This window comes from Glaciihabitans sp. GrIS 2.15 (assembly GCF_035984695.1).
Classification (GTDB): Bacteria; Actinomycetota; Actinomycetes; order Actinomycetales; family Microbacteriaceae; genus Lacisediminihabitans.
In genome coordinates this window covers 62,177-84,306 of the sequence record NZ_JAXCHU010000011.1, presented here as the reverse complement: position 1 = coordinate 84,306, position 22,130 = coordinate 62,177, and the positions used below count along the sequence as shown (strand labels likewise).

Genomic DNA, 22,130 nt, shown 5'->3' with positions numbered 1-22,130 from the left:
GCGCGCGCTGTGGTCGCTAGTTCGACCGAGCCTTCACCGGGATCAGCAACACGAGACCAACGAACAGCACGATCACGATCCCGAGGATGCCCCAGTACTGGGCACCGGCGACGGCGACGAAGGTGGAGAACAGAAGCGGCGCGAGGAAACTCACCGCGCGACCCGTGGTGGCATAGAGGCCGAACACCTCACCCTCGCGTCCGGCCGGGGTGACCCGGGCGAGGAAGGTGCGACTCGCGGACTGCGCCGGGCCAACGAAGAGGCAGAGGATGAGGCCGCCAACCCAGAATGCATTCGACCCGAGGTCATGCGCGAAGAAGACGCCGAGCCCGGCGATGATCAATCCGACGAGCGACACCACGATCACCGGCTTGGCGCCGAACCGATCGTCGAACAGGCCGGAAATCAGGGTGCTCAGACCGGCGACGACGTTGGCGGCGACCGCGAAGATGATGACCTGGCTGCTGGAGAATCCGAAGGTGCCCTGGGCAAGAATGCCGCCGAAGGTGAATACCCCGACCAGGCCGTCGCGGAAGAGGGCGCTGGAGATGAGAAAGAGTACGGTGTTGCGGCTCTCGCGCCAGAGGTTCGCGATGTCGCGGAACAGCACAACATAGGACTGGAAGAACCCGACCCGTACCCGGCGGTTCTCGACGCTGATCTCCGGCACGGTGAACAGGATGGGAAGAGAGAAGGCGAGCGTCCAGAGCGCCGCGATCACCGCGATGATTCGGATGTTGAGGCCATCGTCGTGCGGAACGCCGAGGAACCCGCCAGAGTCGGCGGTCAACCCCACGAGGCCGAGCAGCACGAAAAGCAACAGCACGATGCCGCCGAGGTAGCCGGCGCCCCAGCCGAGCCCCGACACCTTGCCGATGGTCCTCGGCGTGGATACCTGGATGAGCATCGCGTTATAGTTCACGGTGGCGATCTCGTAGAAGATGGTGCCAACCGAGACGAGTCCGACCCCGAGTAGGAAAAACGTGGGCTTCCCCTCGACGAAGAACATGAGGGCAGTCATCACGACGACCACCCCGGTGTTGATGGCCAGCCAGAGTTTGCGGCGGCCCGAGGCATCCGTCCGCTGCCCGAGTACCGGCGCGATCAGGGCCACGATGATGCCGGCAATCGCGAGGCCGAAGCCGAGGCTGGCGGTGAGGGATGCGCCGGCCGCGGTGAACGCCCGGTGGGCGGCTCCGGTTGGCGAGGATTCCGCGTCGCGGGCAGCGACGATCGCGGGATCCACGAAGTAGCTCGAGGTGAGGTACACCGTAAAGACGAAGGTCGTGATGACGGCGTTGAAGGCGGCTCCGCCCCAATCCCAGAAGGCCCAGGCTACGACCCAACCGCGAGGTATCTTCTTTCCCTCCTGCAGGTCGAGGCCCGCCACGGCCACGGTACCGGTGGGAGCAGGCTTCGGAACCGTGGGAGGAGGAGCGCTGTCCGTCATGTGCACAGGCTAGTGGCCGCGGACGAATTTTCTGTCTCGTGTCGGGCGCAGTGCCGAGCGGCTCCCGCGCGACAGGAAGCCACGGATCAGTACAGCTCCCCGACCGCCTCCGCGAACAGTGCCTCGGCGTCGCAGTCGAATCCCTGGCGAACGAACCAATTGCACACGTTGACGCAGTCCCGCTGGAGCAGGCTAATTCCGTTGGGGTTGCTCGCCACCTCCACGAGCTGCGGCAGATCGATGGCCACCACTCTCCCGTCATGCACCAGCAGGTTATAGGGCGAGAGGTCGCCGTGTGCGGTGCCGGCGCGCGCGAAGCCGAGCAGGATGTGTCGTACCTGGGCGAAATAGTCCGCGATCTGGGGAGCGGATGCCCGCACCTGGGCCAGGCGCGGGGCCGCCGTCATGCCGTCGCCAACGAATTCCATGAGCAGCTCCGTGCCGGACACCTGCACCGGGTATGGCACGGCGATTCCGCGCTCGTACATGGTGCAGAGTGCCTCAAACTCCGCGTTCGCCCAGGCCCCTGCCGCGACCGAGCGCCCGTAGGCCGATCCGCGAGCCACCGCCCGGGTGTCGCGGGAACGCCGCATTCCATGCCCCTCCTGGTACTGGGACGAGCGGTGAAAGTCGCTGGTCTCGGGGCCGCGATACCGCTTGGCGGCGAGGATGCTGGAGCGCGCCGAGCCCGGAACCGCTCGCTCGATCAGAAAGACATCCGCCTCCTTGCCGCCCTTCACGACGCCGAGCTCGGTGTCGAAGGCGCCGGCATCGGTGACGACCCAGTCGGGAAAGGGCCGCGGGCCGCGTTGGCTGGGAACTGTGGAGAACCAGGTGGACCATCGTTGGCCGTCACCCGGCTCGAGTTCGGAGAACGAGGGGACGGGAAATGCCGGTATGTCAGATGACACGAGAAGACTCCTGCGAGAAGGAGGCCACCGGAGGGGGAGGTTAGGCGGTGACCTCGAGGGAAAGGGGAACATGGCAGGGAACACTGAACGTGGTCATGGCAGCTCCTCCTTTCGTATCTCCGGTGCTAACGCAGGATGCCAGCATGCCGTAGATTGCGTGAAACTGACAGTTGAGTCAGATCGACTCAAGTTTTCGACTCTCGACTTGACAACAGCATCCGCTGGTCTCAAAATTGACATAGCGAGACTCAAGTCTCAGCGCAGACCTCACGCACAACCGCATAAACAAGGAGAAAGAGCATATGGCTCGAGCAGTAGGTATCGACCTCGGAACCACGAACTCCGTCGTCTCAGTCCTCGAGGGTGGAGAACCCACCGTCATCACCAACGCCGAGGGATTCCGAACGACACCGTCCGTCGTCGCCTTCACCAAGGATGGCGAGGTGCTCGTCGGTGAGACCGCGAAGCGCCAAAACGTCACCAACGTTGACCGCACCATCTCGTCGGTCAAGCGCCACATGGGCACCGACTGGACCGTCGACATCGACGGCAAGAAGTACACCCCGCAGGAGATCTCGGCCCGCATCCTCGCCAAGCTCAAGCGCGACGCGGAGCAGTACCTCGGCGAAACAGTGACTGATGCCGTGGTCACGGTGCCCGCCTACTTCAACGACGCCGAGCGCCAGGCCACGAAGGAAGCTGGCGAAATCGCCGGACTCAACGTACTTCGCATCATCAACGAGCCCACCGCGGCCGCCCTCGCCTACGGTCTTGACAAGGGAAAGGAAGACGAGCTCATCCTGGTCTTCGACCTCGGTGGTGGAACCTTCGATGTCTCGCTGCTCGAAGTGGGCAAGGACGACGACTTCTCCACCATTCAGGTGCGCTCCACCTCCGGCGACAACCGCCTCGGTGGAGACGACTGGGACCAGCGTGTCGTCGACTACCTGATCAAGCGCTTCAAGGACTCGACCGGTGTCGACGTCTCCGGCGACAAGATCGCGAAGCAGCGCCTCAAGGAGGCCTCGGAGCAGGCAAAGAAGGAGCTCTCGAGCTCCATGAGCACGTCGATCCAGCTGCCATACCTCTCGCTCACGGAGAACGGCCCGGCCAACCTCGACGAAACGCTCACCCGCGCCAAGTTTGAAGAGCTCACCGCTGACCTGCTCGAGCGCACTCGCAAGCCCTTTACCGACGTCATCAAAGAGGCCGGGATCAAGGTCGCGGATGTCGCGCACGTCGTGCTGGTCGGTGGATCGACCCGAATGCCCGCCGTCGTGGAACTCGTGAAGAAGCTCACCGGTGGCAAGGACCCGAACAAGGGCGTCAACCCGGACGAGGTCGTCGCCGTTGGCGCCGCTCTCCAGGCTGGCGTGCTGAAGGGTGAGCGCAAGGACGTTCTGCTCATCGACGTCACCCCCCTTAGCCTCGGAATCGAGACCAAGGGTGGCATCATGACCAAGCTCATCGAGCGCAACACGGCCATCCCAACCAAGCGCAGCGAGACCTTCACCACCGCAGATGACAACCAGCCGTCTGTCGCGATCCAAGTGTTCCAGGGCGAGCGCGAGTTCACCCGCGACAATAAAAACCTCGGAACCTTCGAGCTTCAGGGCATCGCCCCGGCTCCCCGTGGCATCCCGCAGGTCGAGGTGACCTTCGACATCGACGCCAACGGCATCGTGCATGTGTCCGCCAAGGACAAGGGCACCGGCAAGGAGCAGTCGATGACGATCACCGGCGGCTCGTCGCTGTCGAAGGACGACATCGAGCGCATGGTGCGCGAGGCGGAGGAGCACGCCGCGGAAGATAAGGCACGCCGCGCGACCGCCGAAACTCGTAACACCGCCGAGCAGCTCGCGTACTCCACCGACAAGCTCATCAAGGACAACGCCGAAAAGCTTCCGGATGATGTGAAGTCAGATGTGCAGGGCGATGTCGACGCCCTCAAGAGCGCCCTCGCCGGAGACGACGAGGCGGCAGTGAAGACCGCCTTCGACAAGCTGACCGAGAGCCAGCAGAAGCTCGGCGAGGCGATTTACTCCCAGGAGCAGGCCGCAGCATCGGCCGAGGGCGCTGCCGAAGGCGAGCAGGCACCGGCGGCGGACGACGAGGACATCGTGGATGCCGAAGTCGTCGAAGACGAGCCGGAAGCCAGCGACAAGCCCGACACCGGTAAGGCGGGTTCTGACAAGCCGGGTTCTGACAAGCCACGGGGCAAGAAGTAGCGCTGATGGCAGCCAACAAGAATCCGAAGCCGGGCAAGGGCAAGGGCGATCCGGAGGAGCCGGATAACGGCGCCTCGTCGGAGGGATTCGAAGGACCGGATGTCGAGACGTCGTTCAGCGACGACGATCTCGCCTTCCTGGCCGGAGATTCCGCTGCCGCGGCGAACAGCCAGGCACCCAAGGACCCTGCCGCTGAGATCCTGGGAGATCTCAAGCGGGTGCAGGCGGAGTTTGCCAACTACCGAAAGCGTGTCGAGCGCGATCGGGAAGCGAACCGGGAGGCGAATATCGCCGAGGTGGTGAAGTCGCTGCTTCCCGTGTTCGACGACCTTTCGCTCGCGGAGGCGCATGGCGACCTTGCCGAGGGACCGATGGTGGTGATCGTGGCCAAGCTGCGCGCGAGTCTGGAGAAATTCGGGCTCACCGTCGTGGGGGAGAAGGGCGATGTATTCGACCCTCACCAGCACGAGGCGCTCGTGCAGTTGCCGACACCGGGAGTGACGGTCAATACCGTCGCCGATGTAATCGCTCCGGGCTACAAGCTCGGTGAACGCTTGCTACGTCCGGCAAAGGTCGCGGTCGCGGTTCCCGCAGAATAGAACCAGTTACCGATCGAGTGGCATGATCGTGACCGACCATGCCACTCGATCACCGACTGAGTAAGAAAGGAGGCGCCTGTGGCCAGCCAGGATTGGTTCGACAAAGATTTCTACGCCGTCCTCGGCGTCTCCAAGGATGTTTCTGCGGCAGACCTCAAGAAGGCCTATCGCAAGCTCGCGCGCAAGTACCATCCGGATTCCAACCCCGGTAACGCTGCGGCCGAGTCGAAGTTCAAGGAGATCAGCGAGGCGAACTCCGTACTCGTGGACGCTGAGCAGCGAAAAGAATACGACCAGATGCGGGCCATGGGCCCCGGCCGTGCGCGCTTCACTTCCGGAGCTCCCGGCCAGAGTGCCGGCTTCGAGGATGTGTTCGGCGGAATGTTCGGCCAGGGTGGCCAGCGCGGGGGGCAGCGCTCGGGTGGTTTCGACGACATCTTCAGTGGAATGTTCGGCCAGGGCGGGTTCGGCCAGTCCTCCGGCGGCTTCCGCGGAGCCGGCGGCCCCACGAAGGGCCGAGACCAGACCGCGGGCACCACTCTCGACTTCCTCACCGCCATCAACGGCGATACCGTGAAGCTGCAGCCCGCGGAGGGCAAGCCGATCAGTGTGAAGATCCCGGCCGGCGTGAGCGACGGGCAGAAGATCCGTCTCAAGGGCAAAGGCGAGCAGAGTTTCGACGGCGGGCCCGCCGGTGACCTGACCCTCACCGTGACTGTGCGTCGGCATCCGGTGTTCGAACGCGACGGACTCAACCTGCGCGTGGATGTGCCGGTCACCTTCACCGAGGCGACGCTCGGCGCGACCATCGAGGTTCCCACCCTCGGCGGCGAGCCCGTGAAGTTGCGAGTCGCGGCGGGCACCCCATCCGGGCGCGTGCTGCGCGTGAAAGGTCGCGGTGTCAGTACCGACAAGGGCGTCGGCGACCTGTTGGCGACCGTGCAGGTGGCCGTGCCCTCGCACCTCACAACGGATGCTCGCGAGGCCCTCGAGAGGTTCGCCTCCCTGCAGCCCGACGAGAACCCCCGCGCCGACCTGATCGCCAAGTCGCGGGCCTGAGCGGAGAGACACAGCAATGGAAGCGACCGATCCGGTATTCGCGATCGCGATCGCGGCCGAACTCGCGGGGATGCATCCGCAGACGTTGCGCCAGTACGACCGCCTCGAACTGGTGATTCCGCAGCGCACCTCCGGGCAGTCCCGGCGATATTCGATGCGGGATGTCATGCAGCTGCGCGAGATCGCCCGGCTCGGAACCGAGGGGGTAAGCCTCGAGGGCATCAAGCGCATCCTGCAACTCGAAAACCAGGTGGCGGCGCTCGCCCAGCGCGTGCGCGAACTGGAACACGCGCTCGCTGACGAGCTGCTCTCCCGTCCGGGTAACCGCGTTTTCGCGGGCGGAGGAACCGGCGAGGTGGTCTCGCTGCGGGCCGGAACCCGCGCCCAGCGCAACACGCAACTGGTGGTCTGGCGACCACTCGACCACGATTGAGACACTGACCATGACTGACTTCCCACCCCCGGCTCCCGGTTACATCGCACAGCCGTACGCCCCTCGAGCGGTGCGACCCCCGCTCACTGCCCGAGCAAAGCGTGGCGCCGCGATCGCCGGAGCGGTGGGCTTCCTGTTGCTTGGGCTCGGCTATGCGATGGCCTCGCTTGCGGTCGGCCTCGCGCTGATCGTCGCATTCTTCGCTCTGATCGTGCGGGCAGCCAGCGGATCAGGCACTCGAGAGAATGCTGGTTTTGAACAGTTCGTCTCCGGCCTCGACATCACTGCGTGGGTTGCGCCACTGGTGGCGATCGTGATCGTGGGTATCGTGCTGATGGTCGTTGCGATCGTAGTGAGCGGCCGCGTGCTTGCGGCGCACCGGGTGCGCCGACCGTGGGCGGTGACCTGGGCTGGCGCCGGCATCGCCGTCGTCGCCTCGTGGATCGTGTACGGCATCCTCGACACTTTCCTTAATCTCGCCCTGAGTGGATTCCGGTGGGACTCCCCGTCCTGGGGTTCGGGGCTCGTCGTCGCACTGATCGTCTCAGCCGTCGTCGGGCTCGCGAGTAACGCCGTGCTCGGCTGGCTCTCCTGGTGGTGGATGGCGCACGCAATGCGCCCTGCCACGGTGACTGATCCCTCTTCTGGTTTCGTTCCGCTCGTGCCCCGTGCCTGACGTCGATCTCGACAGGCTTCGTCGCTGGCCCGACGTCGAGGCTCCCAACCTGTTCGCGGTCGATGCCAGTGATCGGCTCATTCTCGATGAGGCATCCGACGCCGTCATGTCCGCCGGCCCCGGCACGGTCGTGGTGATCAACGACCACTACGGTGCGCTCGCGATCGGTGCCGCTGCAAACCTCGGAGCCACCGGGGTGCGGGTGTTCCAGGATGCGCTCGTGAGCGAAGCCGCGCTCTCGGCCAACGCCCGCGGAGTCACCGCCGAGCTGAAGAGCCTTCCACTTGGCCGGGAGCTGCTTTCGGGAGCGACGGTCGTGCTGTTGCAGATGCCGCGCTCGCTCGCCGAGCTCGGCGAGATCGCGGGCGAGATCGCCCGGTGGGCCGATCCCGGTGTTGTCGTCTTCGCCGGCGGACGCATCAAACACCTCTCGCTCACCATGAACGGGGTGCTCACGAAACACTTCGGCAGACTGGATGTCTCGCTCGCGCGCCAGAAGTCGCGCGTGCTGATCGCTCGGGAGCCGCTCCCCGCGGCCCGCGACTTCCCGGTGCGCGAGTTCAACGACGAGCTCGGGCTCTGGGTGTGCGCCCATGGCGCTGTCTTCGCCGGCGCGAAACTCGATCTCGGCACCCGGCTGCTCATCTCCGTGCTCGATGGCGCCCTCGCGGACGCGGCAACTGCCATTGATCTGGGTAGCGGCACCGGCATCCTCGCAGCCGCGCTCGCACGGGCTCGGCCCGGAATCTCCGTCATCGCCACCGACCAGTCGGCCGCGGCCGTGGCATCCTCCCGTGCCACCATGCACGCCAACGACCTCGCCGACCGCGTTTCCGTCGTGCGGGACGACGGCCTGAAGAGCCAGCCCGACGCGAGCGCCGACCTCATCATGCTCAACCCGCCGTTCCATGTCGGAGCGACGGTGCACACCGGCCTCGCCGACCGCATGTTCCGGGATGCGGCACGCGTGCTGCGCCCCGGAGGCGAACTCTGGACCGTCTACAACTCGCACCTCGCCTATCGGCCGACTCTCGAGTCGGTGATTGGCTCCACCCGTGAAGTGGTGCGCAATAACAAGTTCACGGTCACATCGTCACGTCGACGCGTGACCGCAATTGCCGCTCAGAATAACGCGAATCGGTCCGATTCGCGCGTGGAAAGGTAACACGACATGGCCAACCTGCAGGGTGCCCCCGCCACCGACGAAGACCAGCAGACCGCACTCGAGAAATACGGCGTCGACCTCACCGCGATCGCGCGCACCGGCAAACTCGACCCGGTGATCGGTCGAGACGCCGAGATCCGTCGCGTGAGCCAGGTGCTCACCCGTCGCACCAAGAACAACCCCGTTCTCATCGGAGCGCCCGGCGTTGGCAAGACCGCCGTCGTCGAGGGGCTCGCCCAGCGCATCGTTGCCGGCGACGTGGCGGACTCCCTCAAGGGCAAAAGGCTCGTCTCCCTCGACCTCGCCGCACTCGTGGCGGGCGCTAAGTACCGCGGGGAGTTCGAGGAGCGGCTCAAGGCCGTGCTCAAGGAGATCAACGACGCCGATGGCGAGATCATCACCTTCGTCGACGAGTTGCACACGCTCATGGGGGCCGGCGGCGGGGAGGGATCTGTCGCGGCATCCAACATGCTGAAGCCAATGCTGGCCAGGGGTGAACTGCGACTCATCGGTGCCACCACGCTGGATGAATACCGCGAATACATCGAGAAGGATGCCGCGCTCGAGCGCCGCTTCCAGCAGGTGTTTGTTGGCGAGCCTTCGGTCGAAGACACCATCGCCATCCTGCGCGGGCTCAAGGAACGGTATGAGGCTCACCACAAAGTGGCCATCGCCGACACCGCGCTCGTGGCCGCCGCATCCCTCAGCAACCGCTACATCAGCGGACGTCAGCTACCTGACAAGGCAATCGACCTCGTGGATGAGGCGGCTAGCCGACTGAAGATGGAGATCGACTCGTCTCCGGTGGAGATCGACCAGCTCAAGCGCGCGATCGACCGGATGAAGCTCGAGGAGCTCGCCCTCAAGAAAGAGAAGGACGCCGCCTCGAAGGCGCGGCTGGAGAAGCTGCGCAACGAGATGAGCGAGATGCAGAAGAAGCTTGACGGTCTCAACGCACGCTGGACCGCGGAGAAGGCCTCCCTCCAGGGCGTCGGGGACCTGCGGATGCGCCTCAATGACGCGCGTATCGAACTTGATCGCGCGATGCGAGAGGGCCGGTACGAAGACGCCTCCCGGCTCGACTACGAGGTGATCAAGAAGATTGAGCGCGATATCGCCGCGGCGGAATCCGTGGAGACCACCGGTCCCCGCATGGTGAACGAGCAGGTGACCGAGGAGGACATCGCGGCCGTCGTGGCCGCCTGGACCGGCATCCCGGTAGGTCGCCTGATGCAGGGCGAGACCGACAAGCTGCTCAACCTCGAAAATGAGCTCGGCAAGCGCCTGGTCGGCCAGAAGCCCGCTGTCCGGGCGGTCGCGGATGCCGTGCGCCGATCCCGCGCGGGAATCGCGGACTCCGATCGGCCCACCGGCTCGTTCCTCTTTCTTGGTCCCACCGGGGTCGGCAAGACCGAGCTCGCGAAGGCGCTCGCCGAGTTTCTCTTCGACGATGAGAAGGCAATGGTGCGTATCGATATGAGCGAGTACAGCGAGCGCCACTCGGTCGCCCGCCTCCTCGGTGCTCCCCCCGGGTATATCGGCTACGAACAGGGTGGCCAGCTCACCGAGGCGGTGCGTCGCCGCCCCTATTCGGTCGTGCTCCTCGACGAGGTGGAGAAGGCACACAGCGGCGTCTTCGACGTGCTGCTGCAGGTGCTCGACGACGGTCGGCTCACCGATGGCCAGGGGCGCACCGTGGACTTCCGTAACGTCATCATCATCCTGACCTCGAATCTCGGTAGCCAGTACCTGGTGGACCAGACGCTCAGCGCTGATGCGAAAGAGGATGCCGTCAACGCGATGGTGCGGCAGGCCTTCAAACCGGAATTTCTGAACCGTCTCGATGACATCGTGATCTTCAGTGCCCTGTCGAAGGACGACCTCGCCCAGATTGTCGAGCTCTACATCGACCGGCTCACCCGACGTCTCCAGGATCGCCGGCTCGACCTCGCGGTCACCCCGGATGCCCGCAGCTGGCTCGCCGAGCGCGGCTACGATCCGATCTATGGCGCGCGACCGCTGCGCCGACTGATGCAGCACGAGATCGACGACAAGCTCGCTACGGCGCTGCTCAGCGGGGAGATCCGCGATGGTGACATCGTGATCGTGGACCTCGACTCCGACAATGACACGCTCAGCATCCGCAAAGGGGAGGTACCCGCCGAATAGCGCCTCGTCGGTCGTCGGCCCCTCGACATCCAAATAGGCTTGAATCATGCGCGCAACACTGATCCACGGCGAGCGGGACATCCGCCTCGAAGATGTGGCCGACCCCCAGCTCACCACCGGAACCGATGCCATCGTCAAGGTCGTGGCGACCTGCGTGTGCGGATCGGACCTCTGGCCCTACCGGGGAGTGACCCCCACTAAGCATCCACACCGCATTGGGCACGAGTTCGTGGGCATTGTGACGGAGACCGGCGACGCGGTGTCGAAGATCCGCGTCGGCGACTTCGTGATCGCCCCCTTCTACCACTGCGACATGACCTGTGTGAACTGTCTGAACGGCGTGAGCACCTCCTGCCTGGCCGGCGGCTGGTGGGGAGCGGATGACCGCAGCGGCAGCTTTGTCGATGGTGCACAGGGAGAGTTCGTGAGAGTGCCGAATGCCGACGGCACGCTTGTCGCCACGCCGGAACAGCCCACTGCGGAGCAGATCCCCGGACTTCTGTCCCTCGCCGACGTGATGGGCACCGGACATCACGCCGCCTTCTCGGCGGGAGTTACGACCGGCGACTCTGTCGTGGTCGTCGGGGACGGCGCGGTTGGACTCTGCGCGATCATCGCGGCCAAGCGACTCGGGGCCACCCGCATCATTGCCATGTCCCGGCACGCCGACCGGCAAGCGCTCGCCACCGAATTCGGTGCCACCGACATCGTCGAGGATCGTGGCGACGAGGGAGTGGCCCGTGTCAAGGAACTACTCGGCGGCGTGGGGGCCGACCGGGTTCTCGAGTGTGTTGGCACGAAGGAATCGATGGACCAGGCCATCCGCTCCGCTCGTCCCGGCGGGAGGATCGGTTACGTGGGCGTGCCGAATGGTGGCTCTGAGTTGCCGATTCGCTCGCTTTTTGGTACCAATATCGGCGTCGCCGGCGGTGTGGCGCCGGTGCGCAACTATATCGAGGAGCTGCTGCCGGAGGTGCTCTCGGGTGCCATCACTCCCGGACGCGTCTTCGACCTCGAGCTGCCGCTCTCGGAGGTCGCAGAGGCCTACGACGCGATGGATGACCGTCGTGCAGTGAAGGTGCTCCTGCGACCGTAGGCCTCCCCGCGCGGCGGCCCGCCCGCCCGCACCCTCCTGCCCTCCCGTGCATCCCCTCCCGTGCTCTCGTGCATCCCCCGGCGCCCTCCCGACCATCTCCCGTTTTTCCGACCACCTCCCTGTTTGCACACCGGGGTGATGAGAAAAACGGGAGGTGGATGGGCGGGAGTGGACCGGCGGAAGTGGACCGGCGGAAGTGGACCGGCTGAAGTGGACCGGCTGAAGTGGACCGGCGCAGGAGTGGACCGGCGGGCGGTGCGAGGGCTAGCGGCCCAGTTCCTCCACGATTGCGGCGACGAACGCATCCACGTCGGCCTCCGTCGTGTCAAACGCGGTCATCCAGCGCACCTCGCTCGCCGCACGGTCCCAGTCGTAGAAGCGGAACTTCTCCTTGAGCCGGTCGGATGACTCGTTCGGGAGCACGGCGAACACCGCGTTCGCGGTCGTCTCCTGGCTGAAGGTGAGGTTCATGATGCGACCGTCACCGATCGCATCCTCGAGACAGCGTCGTAGGTGTCCTGCCATGGCGTTGGCGTGGTTCGCCGAGCGGCGGTAGAGGTCGTTGCTGAGCAGGGCAATGAGCTGTGCCGACACGAAACGCATCTTCGACGCGAGCTGCATGTTGAGCTTGCGGAGGAAGATGAGCCCGTCCGAGACATCCGGGTTCAACACCACGATCGCCTCGCCGTAGAGCAGCCCGTTCTTGGTGCCTCCGAAGCTCAGGATGTCGACGCCAGCATCCGTCGTGAACTCGCGAAGCGGCACCTGCAGCGCCGCCGCCGCATTCGAGATGCGCGCGCCGTCCAGGTGCAGCACCATGCCCTTCGAATGCACGTGCTCCGCGATCGCCCGCACCTCATCGACGGAGTAGAGGGTGCCGAGTTCGGTGGTCTGAGTGATGCTGACGGCCAGCGGCTGGGCGCGGTGCTCGTCCCCCCAACCCCAGGCTTCTCGGTCGATCAGCTCGGGGGTGAGCTTGCCGTCGGGGGTGGGCACGGTGAGCAGCTTGAGGCCGCTGATCCTCTCGGGGGCGCCGTTCTCGTCAGTGTGGATGTGCGCGGTGGAGGTTGCGATGACGGCACCCCAGCGCGGGAGGACGGATGTCAGCGCTGTGACATTCGCGCCGGTTCCGTTGAAGACGGGAAATGCCTCGGCCTGCTCGCCAAAGTGCTCCTTCATGACCTCCTGGAGGCGGGCAGTGTAGACGTCCTCGCCGTAGGCAATTTGGTGGCCGCCGTTGGCGTCGGCAATCGCGGCGAGCACCTCGGGGTGGGCCCCCGCATAGTTGTCGGAAGCGAAACCGCGATAATTCGTGTCGTGGAGCTGGGTCATGTGACCAGTCTGCCATTTCCGGGCTGCTCGACCCCGCCCGCGCTGCTCGCAATCGTGCGAGCAGCCGATCGCGTGCCGATTCGTCAGCGATGCGGCCCGACGTTGGGGCGCATGGCTGACGAACGCCAGCATGGATGCGGGATTCACGCGCGCGACCACCACGCGACCACCACGCGACCACCATGCGACCACCACGCGACCACCACCACGGTCAGCGGGCCAGCGCCTCGCGCAGCTTCACCCGGCCGCCCATGCGCAGGAGCGAGTTCTCGTAGATGCGGGATCCGAGAACAATCACAAAGGCCGTCGACACGAGAAGTATTGAAAGAGAGAGCAGCGGCTCCCACCACTGGGCCGTCCCAAGGAAGATCCGCATCGGCATACCCACCGGCGCCGAGAACGGCACATAGGACATGATGCCGAGCACGATCGGGTTGTCGTTGAAGAGGATCACCAGCACGTACGGCACCATCACGAGCATCGTGACCGGGGTGGTGACCGATGGCATGTCCTCCTGGCGGGAGACGAGGGATGCTGCCGCGGCGAACAGGGCAGCGAGCAGGATGAACCCGAAGGTGAAGAACACAATGAACCAGATGATCGAAGGACCGAGCGTGCCGAGCAGAGTGGCCTGGCCGGTGACGAGTAACCCGACCCCGGCAAGGATGGCGATCAGGGCAATCTGTGCGAAGGCGAGGATGCTGTTGCCAAGAATCTTGCCGGCGAGGAGCGTGCGCACCGGGATCGTCGACATGAGGATCTCGACCACGCGGGTGGACTTCTCCTCCACGACGCTCTGCGCGATAGTGGAGCCGAAAGTTACTGCAGACATGAAGAACACCAGTCCGAAACCAAGGGCAACAAGGTAGGTGAGCAAGGGATTTTTCTTGGAGGTATCGAGCAGCTGCAGGTCTGGTGCGACGCTCACAGCAGCGATCACCTCACTGGGGGGCGAGCTGAGCCCGATCACGGTTATTCCGAGTTTGGAGACCTTCGAGTTCGATACGATTGCTGCCTCGACGGCCCCCGAGCGCACCAGCTTTTCCGCCTCGGCGCGAGTATTCACATCGGTCACCGCGAACTGTCGCAGTTCCGGCAGGGCGTTGATCACCGAGCGCTGCACGGCGACCTTCGTCGGCTCGGCGTTGGCGCTCACGACGCTGCCGATCACGATCGAGGCCAGCGCCGCCAGGAGCAGGATGCCGGTAGAGATGAGAAAGGCCTTGCTGCGCAGCCGCATCGTGATCTCGCGGTTCGACACGAGAAGAGTGCTCTGCAGGAAAGTGGGGGCAACGGTGCTCACTGGATGACCTCCCGGAATATCTGGGCGAGGGACGGATGTTGCGGGGCGAATCGCTGCACGGCGCCATCGGCGACGGCGCGCTTCAGAACGGACTGGGCGACCGCAGCATCCGCTGTTTCGAAGAGGGCGTGGCCACCGTCGAAGTCGACGACGGTCACACCAGGAACCTGGCGAAGCCAGCCGAGATCCCCGTCGACGTCGAGTTCATAGCGGTCGTGACCGTGTTGGCGTCGCAGCTGTTCGCGTGAGCCGCTCGCCCGAATCTCGCCGTTCGCAATGATCACCAGGTCGTCGCAGAGGCGCTCAACCAGATCGAGCTGGTGGCTCGAGAACAGTACAGGGGCGCCATCGGAGGCGGCCTCCCGCAATACCGTAAGCACGGCATCCACTCCGAGCGGATCAAGCCCCGAAAAGGGCTCGTCGAGCACAAGCACCTCGGGCTTGTGCACAAGGGCGGCGGCGATCTGCGCCCGTTGCTGGTTGCCGAGTGAGAGGCTGTCGACCGTGTCGTTCGAGCGAGCGGCGAGGTCGAGGCGCTCGAGCAGGCTCGATGTGCTCGCTGTGGCATCCCGTACGGTCATGCCGTGCAGTCGACCGAAGTAGGTGATCTGCTCGGCCACCTTCATCTTGGGATACAGGCCGCGCTCCTCGGGCATGTAGCCGAAAATCCGCCGATCATCACTGGTGAGAGCCGCACCCCCGAGCCGGACAGTGCCGGAGTCGGCAGACAACACTCCCAGGATGATGCGCATCGTCGTGGTCTTGCCCGCACCATTCGCTCCGACGAACCCGGTGATGCGGCCGTCCCCCACGTTGAAGCTCACTTCGCTTAACGCGACGCGGCCACCGTAAGTTTTGGTCACGCTGTCGACCTGCAGCATCATGCTCCCGTCTGTTGTGATTTCAACCGTATGAGGTCAGAGCGGGTGTTGCATCCCCCTCGCGGCGGGATTTCGACTCCGTCCGGCGGGGGCGGCTCAACTCCGCGACACGATGCCGTGCTCGTAGGCGAAGACCACAGCATGAACCCGGTCGCGGAGGCCGAGCTTCTGCAACACCTTCGAGACGTGCGACTTGACCGTCGCCTCGCCGACGTAGAGCGTGCTCGCGATCTCCGCGTTGCTCATACCGCGCGCGAGCAGGCCGAGCACCTCCCGTTCGCGAATGGTGAGGTCTTCAAGGGCCGTGGTCACCGCCTTCGCCGTGGTGGACCGTCCGGCGCAGCGCTCGATCACCCGGCGCGTGACATCCGGGGACAGGAGAGCATCACCGCGGCCGATAATCTGAACCGCCTCGATGAGCTTCTCCGGCGTCGAGTTCTTCAGCAGGAATCCACTCGCCCCGGCCGTCAACGCGTCGAAAAGGTAGTCGTCCCGATCGAAGGTCGTGAGAATGAGAACGCCGGTGCCCGGGGCCTGCGCGCAAATACGGCGGGCGGCTTCGAGACCGTCCATGACGGGCATCTGCACGTCCATACAGACCACGTCAGGGCGCAGATCAAGAACGCGGGCCACTGCCTCTGCGCCGTTCCTGGCCTCGCCGACGACAGTGATGCCCGGTTCGCTCTGCAGGATCACCGAGAATCCCGCGCGCACAAGATCCTGGTCGTCGACGATGAGCACGCGCAACGCATCCATCAGGCCAATTCTCCGGTGGGGATTCGCGCGCGAACGAGGTACCCGCCGCGAGCGCGCGGGCCGATTTGGATGGTGCCGCCAACGGCATCGACCCGCTCGCGCATTCCGACCTGCCCGAGTCCGGCGCCGGGCGTTGCGGAACCGGGGCCCGTGCCGGAGTCCCCGACCTCTAGCTCGACGGAGTCGTCCAAGTAACGCAGCCGAAGGTCGATCTCAGCGCCGGGTCCCGCGTGCTTGAGCGTGTTCGTGATGGCCTCCTGTGCGATCCGGAAGAGCGTAGCCCCGACGGTCGGCGGTACCGGTCGCGTTCTGCCAACCGTCCGTGAGTGCACCGTGAAGCCCGCGTCACGAGTATCAGCGGCGAGGGTTGAGATCTGGTCGATGCCGCGCGTGCTCGGTCCGTCGGCGGCTGGCCCCCCATCGTCACGCAGGGTCGTGAGCATGCGGTGTAGCTCGGCGACCGCAGTGCGGGCGCTCGACTCGATGGAGCGAAGGGATGCCGCAGCCCCTGCAGGATCGGAAGTCACGACCCGCCGGGCGGCACCAGCCTGCACCCCCATCACGGAAACGTGGTGGGCGACGATGTCGTGCAGTTCACGGGCGATCCGTACGCGCTCGATCGACACCGCTCGCTGCGCGTTGATCTCCCGTTCCGCGGCGAGCTCGGCCGTGCTGTTGACGAGTGCTGAGCGCTCGCGGGCGGCGGCCCAGGCCCGGTCGCCGAAGTAGAACGCGCCACCGAAATAGAGCAGATTGGTCACAATCTGCAGCAGGCCGATCGCCACGATCGGCGATATGGCGCTGGTACGAGGGAGGTTCGCGAGAGAACCGGGGGCGGCGGAGTGGGCGACGAGGGCGAAGAAGAGCCAGACAAACATTCCGATCACGATCACCACGCGCACGACGGTGGCACGCACCCGGTGACGGCCCCAGGCTCCGACCGAGTACAGGGCGATGAACAGGGAGATATTCGCGAAGAGCGCCTCTGGGACGGAGAGGATCTGGGCGAGCGCGAAGGTGATGGCGACCACGATCGCGACCGCCTCTGGCCAGCGTCGCCGCAGCGCCAGCGGTGCCGTGCACACGAGCACATAAAGGACACTGACCCAGATCGGTGCCGGATTCTTGTAGAGTCCCGAGCTCTGCGACAGCAGCACGCTCAGGGCTGTCGCAGCAAGCAGGACCGCCGCCAGCGCGACATCCCGGAAGTACTCCCGACGGTCAGGCTCGGGTCGAACCCAGTCGCGATCGACCTCACGAGCTACCCCGCCAGTTACCGCACCGATGGTTCCGCGCACGCGGCGGGCGGTCGACGGTTCGGTCACCCATTAACGTTAGTCCGCGTTGCCGTGCAGAGAATCCCCCGAGCGACGGAGCTGGCGAGCGGCGGAGCCGGCGAGGGGCGGAGCCGGCGAGGGGCGGAGCTGGCGAGCGGCTTGTGAGGTGGCACCTGACGCGCGTGGTCGTTCGTGCCGTGGACCTCTTGCCGTGGACGTCTTGCCGTGAAGCGCCAGGCCCGAGCGGCGGGCGGGTCGCGGTTCGTGCGGCGGCGGTCGTACTTCGAGGGCAGGAGACTGGCGAGCAGGGCATTTTCGCGGAGGGTGCTTCTGCGTCCACAGAACTGGTGCATTCGACATCCGCGCGTTACCTGCGGACCACTGTGCGCACAGCCGGCGAGACGGCGACGGTGCACAACTACGACGCGGCCGGCAGGCTGGTGCAGTCCCGTACGTTCACGGGAATCACGACGGTCGTGCTGCAGCCTGGCGAATTCGCGGTGGTGACGCGTTAGACCTCGGTGCGCCACCTCCGCACCCGCGAGTGACACGTGCGCCGGAACGTTTGGGCGCACGTGTCACTCGCAGGCGCGGAGACTTCGCGGGTGGGAGTGAGACCCGGGGTCGCTAGTCGCGCCCGGTCAGACCCGCCGTCGACTCGATCACGTCGGCCATTTTCTTGCCGAGGGCCTCGTAGAACATCGAGAGCGGGAACTCGTCCGGAAGCACGGCATCCGTGAATCCCTTGGGCGGGCCGTCCAACGGAAGGTCGCGGCGACTATCGACAACCCGAGCCCAGTTCGAGGCCGGATGCGGCGTGAGTGTCGCCGACACCAACTCGTAGGCCGCGAGCCAGTGTGCGGTCTTCGGCCGGTCGATCGAGCGCCAGTACAGCTCCTCGATCTCGTGACCGAGAGCGATCACGACCTCTGGCACATCCGCCCAATCGATTGTGAGGCGAGTGTCGGTCCAGTGCAGCACGTGGTGCTGGTGCAGCCACGCGAACAGCAGTTGGCCGCCGACGCCGTCGTAGTTGCGCACCCGGTTGCCGGTGATTGCAAACCGGAATATCCGGTCGAAAAGCACCGTGTACTGCACGAGTTTCGCATGGTCGCGTGTCACCTCATCGGTGTCCTCGGCGCGCTCGAGCCGAACTGCCTCGCGATACGCCGTAAGGTCACAGCGCAGTTCCTCGAGCGAATACAGGAAGTACGGCATCCGCTGCTTGATCATGAACGGATCGAACGGCAGGTCACCGCGCATGTGGGTGCGGTCGTGGATGAGGTCCCACATCACGAAGGTCTCTTCGGCCAGGTGCTGGTCGTCGAGCAGCCGCACCGCATCCGCCGGCAGTTCGAGCTTCGTAATGGCGGATGCCTCCCGCACAACCCGCCGGAATCGGGCCGCCTCCCGGTCGGCGAAGATCGCTCCCCAGGTGAAGGTCGGTACGGCGCGCATGGCGATCGTCTCGGGGAACAGTACTGCCGAGTTGGTGTCGTACCCGTCGGTGAAATCGACAAAGCGGATGGGCACGAACAATTTGTTGGAGTAATCTCCCGCCTCGAGGGCGGCGACGAACTCTGGCCAGATCACTTCCACGATCACCGCTTCGACCAGGCGATCGGTGCTGCCGTTCTGCGTGTACATGGGAAACACGACCAGGTGGCGAAGACCGTCGATGCGATGGAGCTGGGGCTGGAAGGCGGCCAGGGAGTCGAAGAAGTCGGGCACGGGAAAAGCGCGGGTGCTCCAGTGCTCGAAGTCCACTGCCGCGGCGCGCAGGTATGCCTCATCGTGCGGGAAGACCGGCACGAAGGTGCGGAGGTTCTCGGCGATGGCGGAGACCAGGGCACGGGCATCCGCATGGTGCTCGGTGTTCGGGATACTGCCGTCCTGCACCTGTAACGGACGGAGCGCCGAGACGGCGGCCTTGAGTGCGAGCCAGGCCGCGGAGGACTCGGCCGCATGAGCCAAACTCACGAGCGGAAAAATAACATCGTCTTCGAGCACCTCAGGCTCCCCGACGATTGCACTCTGTGCTGCTGAAACTGCGTGTGACATGGTTCGACCTCCGATCCCGAAAAGAAACGACGAACAACGCGAAATGCGTCTCCCTCGAGGGTATCTGCGCAATCGCGCCGTTTGGTTGTCACTGGCGCGGGAAAGTTGCGCAACAGGGCTGGGGATGCGCACGAGAATTGCGCGTTGCCCGGTGCGTCACTCGGAAAGACGCGCAGAGGCAGATCAGCGGACTGGACGTTCGGGCGGCCAGTCCGCTGGATCGCCCGGGTAAGGGGCGACGTGGCTCGGGATACGTCGTCCGGACTCGATTCGGGTAATCATCGAGGGGTATTCCAGACGGCGAAACCGTGTCCGCACTTTCATGCGTAGATTCACGCTAGCAGTATATTGGTCCTCCAAAAGGAGGACATGACCCCCCGTTCGGGGCCGGCTCACTGCGCCTCGTCGGCCTCGTCGGCCTCGGCTTCGAGGGCAGCCGTCGGCACGCTGATCAGACCGAGCATCCGCAGGGCGCCCTGGGCCGCCGCGCGGTCATGATCGCGGGCGGCGGCGATCAGAAGCAGCTGGGACTCGCTTAACGCGCGGAAGTCCAGATAGTCGGGCAGGTAGAGGCTGCCGAGCTGGATGAGGTGCACCACGGAGTTGATGCCACGCACGAGAGAGGGGTTCTGTGACAACCTCACCAGATGGTTGAAGAAATTGGCATTGGCCATGGCGATCTTCTGCGGCACGAGAGCGGTGACGTGCTCCCGCACGAGCTCGGGATTGGCGCGCATTTCTGCCATCCTGGTCGCATCGAGGGCCCAGCTCACGTGCTCAAGGAATAGCGCGTGGTCGGCGCGCATCGCGTCCACGAGCTCCGGAGTGACCAGCGGAATGACCTCGTTGACGAGTGCGCTGTACAGAGCGACCCAGACGACCATTGCATCCGCGGTCTGCTTCGGATTGACGAGTGCGACGCGGGTGAACCGGCTCGCGGATGCCTCGATGATGCCGATCTCCCGCAGGCGTTGGAGTGCCTCTCGCACCGGCGTTCGGGAGACGCCGAGTTGCTCGGCGAGCTCGGAATCGCTGATGCGCTGGCCAGGCAGCAGGCGACCCTCGTGCACCGCGGACAGCACGCGGTCGAAGACCAAGTTGACAACCGGACTGGAGGCGAAGGACTCCGTCACAGCACTATCAGCAGTACCGGTGCCATTCGCTCGGACGTCGCTCACCTCTCGACCCTACCCGGGGCTTCGCACCGTAAAGGGCGCAACCCGACCGTTGTGGGCAAGCTGGCGAGGAAGAAGCCCGGTTGCTAGAAGATCATCGGGCGATCGACGTCTTCGGGTTCGTCGACGGCCACATCCACTACGACGGGCACGTGGTCGCTCGGCCCGTCTCCTTTGCGTTCGTTGCGGTGGATGCTCGCGGCCGTTACGAGGTCGGCGAAGGCGGGGGAGCCCATGATGAAGTCGATGCGCATTCCCTCATTACGGGGGAAGCGAAGTTGTTGGTAGTCCCAGAACGTGAACCCCTCCGGCACGCGATCGCGCACGACATCCGTGAGGCCGATCAGCTCGAACTCGGCGAACGCCGCACGCTCCGGAGCAGAGGTGTGGGTGTTGTTCTCGAAGTCCCAGGTCGGCCAGACATCGGTATCGAGCGGAGCGATGTTCCAATCGCCCATCAGCGCGAGCGGCGTGTCGGGATGCTCGGACATCCAGGCCTTCGTGTCGGAGGCGAGCGTGCCAAGCCAGTCGATCTTGTAGGCGAGGTGTGGGTCGTCGAGGCCGCGCCCGTTCGGCACGTAGAGGCTCCACAGCCGCAGCCCCTCGACCGTTACTGCGATTGCCCTGGCCTCAAGTGGCGGGCCGCCCTCGACCGCGGTCTTGCTGAATCCCGGGGCCGACGGAAATCCGATCTGCACGTCTTCCATGGGTAACCGGCTGGCGAAAGCCACGCCGTTCCACTGGTTGAGGCCATGTAACTGCACCTCATAGCCCGCCTCCTCGAAGGGTTCGAAGGGAAACTGGCTCTCTGTGCACTTGATTTCCTGCATACCGAGCACGTCGATGTCTTCCCGGCTGAGCCAGTCAACTACGCGAGCAGCCCGCGTTCGGATGGAGTTTACGTTCCAGGTGGCAACACGCATGCCCTCACTTTAATCGACGGCGCCTGGGCTCTCTTCTCCGTGCAGAGATCGGCTGTCAGCATCATCCCCAGTAGAATCGGGCCCGTGACCGACGCCAGACAGCAGCTCATCGACTACATTTCCGAGGGAGCGGTGTTCCACGGCGACTTCACCCTCACGAGCGGCAAGAAAGCCAGCTACTACGTGGACCTGCGCAAGGTGAGCCTCGACCACCGCGTCGCTCCGCTCATCGGCCAGGTGATGCTGGATCTGATCGCGGATGTCGCGGATGTCTCGGCCGTCGGCGGGATGACCATGGGAGCCGATCCGATCGCCGCTGCCGTGCTTCACCAGGGAGCCGCGCGCGGGCTCTCCTATGACGCCTTCGTCATACGCAAAGAGCCGAAGGATCACGGTCGCGGTCGCCAAGTCGAGGGACCGGATCTCGCCGGCAAGCGCGTGATCGTCCTGGAAGACACGTCGACCACAGGAGGATCCCCGCTCGCCGCGATCGAAGCGCTCAAGAAGGTTGGCGCGGAAATCGCCGGAGTCGCCGTGGTGGTCGATCGTGACACCGGTGCGCGCGAGGTCATTGAAGCCGCGGGCTACCCGTACTTTGCCGCCATCGGTCTCGCCGACCTCGGACTCTCGAAGTAG

General features: G+C 65.1%; 20 protein-coding genes. 10 read left to right on the top strand and 10 right to left on the bottom strand.

What is annotated here, in order from left to right; genetic code table 11:
* Positions 1-16: 16 nt before the first annotated feature.
* Both RCH11_RS14940 and RCH11_RS14935 read right to left on the bottom strand, forming a co-directional pair.
* The gene (locus tag RCH11_RS14940) at positions 17-1,450 is read right to left on the bottom strand and encodes an MFS transporter (protein ID WP_327057813.1); all 1,434 of its coding nucleotides are present in this window, start codon (positions 1,448-1,450) and stop codon (positions 17-19) included.
* Between the two features lie 86 nt (positions 1,451-1,536).
* Entirely contained in the window at positions 1,537-2,361 is an 825-nt protein-coding gene (locus RCH11_RS14935) for a serine protein kinase RIO (protein WP_327057812.1), read from the bottom strand.
* 302 nt (positions 2,362-2,663) lie between these two features.
* Here RCH11_RS14935 and dnaK point away from each other — a divergent pair, with 302 nt between their 5' ends.
* The 8 genes from dnaK to RCH11_RS14895 all read left to right on the top strand — a co-directional run bounded on the left by dnaK (position 2,664) and on the right by RCH11_RS14895 (position 11,786).
* Positions 2,664-4,589 (top strand): molecular chaperone DnaK, encoded by a 1,926-nt coding sequence (gene dnaK, locus RCH11_RS14930; RefSeq protein WP_327057811.1) that lies wholly within the window; start codon positions 2,664-2,666, stop codon positions 4,587-4,589.
* A gap of 5 nt (positions 4,590-4,594) precedes the next feature.
* Positions 4,595-5,188 carry a nucleotide exchange factor GrpE gene (locus tag RCH11_RS14925; protein ID WP_327057810.1) on the top strand — a complete coding sequence of 198 codons (594 nt, stop codon included), beginning with the start codon at positions 4,595-4,597 and terminating at the stop codon, positions 5,186-5,188.
* 78 nt (positions 5,189-5,266) lie between these two features.
* On the top strand, positions 5,267-6,247 hold the full coding sequence (locus tag RCH11_RS14920; protein ID WP_327057809.1) for a DnaJ C-terminal domain-containing protein: 981 nt from the start codon (positions 5,267-5,269) through the stop codon (positions 6,245-6,247).
* A gap of 16 nt (positions 6,248-6,263) precedes the next feature.
* Entirely contained in the window at positions 6,264-6,680 is a 417-nt protein-coding gene (locus RCH11_RS14915; protein ID WP_327057808.1) for a heat shock protein transcriptional repressor HspR, read from the top strand.
* 10 nt (positions 6,681-6,690) lie between these two features.
* Complete coding sequence (locus RCH11_RS14910) at positions 6,691-7,356, top strand: hypothetical protein (protein WP_327057807.1); 666 nt, start codon at positions 6,691-6,693, stop codon at positions 7,354-7,356.
* Positions 7,349-8,521, top strand: a complete 1,173-nt coding sequence (locus tag RCH11_RS14905; RefSeq protein WP_327057806.1) for a class I SAM-dependent methyltransferase — start codon at positions 7,349-7,351, stop codon at positions 8,519-8,521. The genes RCH11_RS14910 and RCH11_RS14905 overlap by 8 nt, the downstream gene beginning before the upstream one ends.
* 6 nt (positions 8,522-8,527) lie before the next feature.
* Positions 8,528-10,690, top strand: coding sequence for an ATP-dependent Clp protease ATP-binding subunit (locus RCH11_RS14900; protein ID WP_327057805.1), 2,163 nt, complete (start codon positions 8,528-8,530; stop codon positions 10,688-10,690).
* A 46-nt stretch (positions 10,691-10,736) separates the two neighbouring features.
* Entirely contained in the window at positions 10,737-11,786 is a 1,050-nt protein-coding gene (locus RCH11_RS14895; protein ID WP_327057804.1) for a zinc-dependent alcohol dehydrogenase family protein, read from the top strand.
* 264 nt (positions 11,787-12,050) lie between these two features.
* On the opposite strand, the gene RCH11_RS14890 is transcribed toward RCH11_RS14895, so the two are convergent.
* The 5 genes from RCH11_RS14890 to RCH11_RS14870 all read right to left on the bottom strand — a co-directional run bounded on the left by RCH11_RS14890 (position 12,051) and on the right by RCH11_RS14870 (position 17,383).
* The gene (locus RCH11_RS14890) at positions 12,051-13,118 is read right to left on the bottom strand and encodes a threonine aldolase family protein (protein ID WP_327057803.1); all 1,068 of its coding nucleotides are present in this window, start codon (positions 13,116-13,118) and stop codon (positions 12,051-12,053) included.
* Between the two features lie 211 nt (positions 13,119-13,329).
* Positions 13,330-14,421, bottom strand: coding sequence for an ABC transporter permease (locus RCH11_RS14885; protein WP_327057802.1), 1,092 nt, complete (start codon positions 14,419-14,421; stop codon positions 13,330-13,332).
* Complete coding sequence (locus tag RCH11_RS14880) at positions 14,418-15,302, bottom strand: ABC transporter ATP-binding protein (RefSeq protein ID WP_327057840.1); 885 nt, start codon at positions 15,300-15,302, stop codon at positions 14,418-14,420. The genes RCH11_RS14885 and RCH11_RS14880 overlap by 4 nt, the downstream gene beginning before the upstream one ends.
* Before the next feature lie 96 nt (positions 15,303-15,398).
* Positions 15,399-16,058, bottom strand: a complete 660-nt coding sequence (locus tag RCH11_RS14875; protein WP_327057801.1) for a response regulator transcription factor — start codon at positions 16,056-16,058, stop codon at positions 15,399-15,401.
* Entirely contained in the window at positions 16,058-17,383 is a 1,326-nt protein-coding gene (locus RCH11_RS14870) for a sensor histidine kinase (protein WP_327057800.1), read from the bottom strand. The genes RCH11_RS14875 and RCH11_RS14870 overlap by 1 nt, the downstream gene beginning before the upstream one ends.
* Before the next feature lie 134 nt (positions 17,384-17,517).
* Between RCH11_RS14870 and RCH11_RS14865 the strand changes: the two genes are divergently transcribed.
* Positions 17,518-17,850, top strand: coding sequence for a hypothetical protein (locus tag RCH11_RS14865; protein ID WP_327057799.1), 333 nt, complete (start codon positions 17,518-17,520; stop codon positions 17,848-17,850).
* A 112-nt stretch (positions 17,851-17,962) separates the two neighbouring features.
* Here the strand turns inward: RCH11_RS14865 and RCH11_RS14860 are convergent, their stop codons facing one another.
* The 3 genes from RCH11_RS14860 to RCH11_RS14850 form a co-directional block, all read right to left on the bottom strand.
* Positions 17,963-19,396: a DUF6421 family protein gene (locus tag RCH11_RS14860; protein WP_327057798.1), complete on the bottom strand. Its 1,434-nt coding sequence runs from the start codon at positions 19,394-19,396 to the stop codon at positions 17,963-17,965.
* Positions 19,397-19,788: 392 nt separating this feature from the next.
* Positions 19,789-20,574, bottom strand: coding sequence for a GntR family transcriptional regulator (locus RCH11_RS14855; protein ID WP_327057797.1), 786 nt, complete (start codon positions 20,572-20,574; stop codon positions 19,789-19,791).
* An 83-nt stretch (positions 20,575-20,657) separates the two neighbouring features.
* Positions 20,658-21,494: an exodeoxyribonuclease III gene (locus tag RCH11_RS14850; RefSeq protein ID WP_327057796.1), complete on the bottom strand. Its 837-nt coding sequence runs from the start codon at positions 21,492-21,494 to the stop codon at positions 20,658-20,660.
* Between the two features lie 84 nt (positions 21,495-21,578).
* On the opposite strand from RCH11_RS14850, the gene pyrE reads away from it, so the two are divergent.
* The gene (gene pyrE, locus RCH11_RS14845; protein WP_327057795.1) at positions 21,579-22,130 is read left to right on the top strand and encodes an orotate phosphoribosyltransferase; all 552 of its coding nucleotides are present in this window, start codon (positions 21,579-21,581) and stop codon (positions 22,128-22,130) included.

What these genes read in the sequence shown, in the direction of transcription:
- RCH11_RS14940 (WP_327057813.1), bottom strand. Translation starts at nt 1,450, where the DNA reads ATGACGGACAGCGCTCCTCCTCCCACGGTTCCGAAGCCTGCTCCCACC.
- dnaK (WP_327057811.1), top strand. Translation starts at nt 2,664, where the DNA reads ATGGCTCGAGCAGTAGGTATCGACCTCGGAACCACGAACTCCGTCGTC.
- RCH11_RS14925 (WP_327057810.1), top strand. Translation starts at nt 4,595, where the DNA reads ATGGCAGCCAACAAGAATCCGAAGCCGGGCAAGGGCAAGGGCGATCCG.
- RCH11_RS14915 (WP_327057808.1), top strand. Translation starts at nt 6,264, where the DNA reads ATGGAAGCGACCGATCCGGTATTCGCGATCGCGATCGCGGCCGAACTC.
- RCH11_RS14910 (WP_327057807.1), top strand. Translation starts at nt 6,691, where the DNA reads ATGACTGACTTCCCACCCCCGGCTCCCGGTTACATCGCACAGCCGTAC.
- RCH11_RS14900 (WP_327057805.1), top strand. Translation starts at nt 8,528, where the DNA reads ATGGCCAACCTGCAGGGTGCCCCCGCCACCGACGAAGACCAGCAGACC.
- RCH11_RS14895 (WP_327057804.1), top strand. Translation starts at nt 10,737, where the DNA reads ATGCGCGCAACACTGATCCACGGCGAGCGGGACATCCGCCTCGAAGAT.
- RCH11_RS14890 (WP_327057803.1), bottom strand. Translation starts at nt 13,118, where the DNA reads ATGACCCAGCTCCACGACACGAATTATCGCGGTTTCGCTTCCGACAAC.
- RCH11_RS14880 (WP_327057840.1), bottom strand. Translation starts at nt 15,302, where the DNA reads ATGCTGCAGGTCGACAGCGTGACCAAAACTTACGGTGGCCGCGTCGCG.
- RCH11_RS14875 (WP_327057801.1), bottom strand. Translation starts at nt 16,058, where the DNA reads ATGGATGCGTTGCGCGTGCTCATCGTCGACGACCAGGATCTTGTGCGC.
- RCH11_RS14860 (WP_327057798.1), bottom strand. Translation starts at nt 19,396, where the DNA reads ATGTCACACGCAGTTTCAGCAGCACAGAGTGCAATCGTCGGGGAGCCT.
- RCH11_RS14850 (WP_327057796.1), bottom strand. Translation starts at nt 21,494, where the DNA reads ATGCGTGTTGCCACCTGGAACGTAAACTCCATCCGAACGCGGGCTGCT.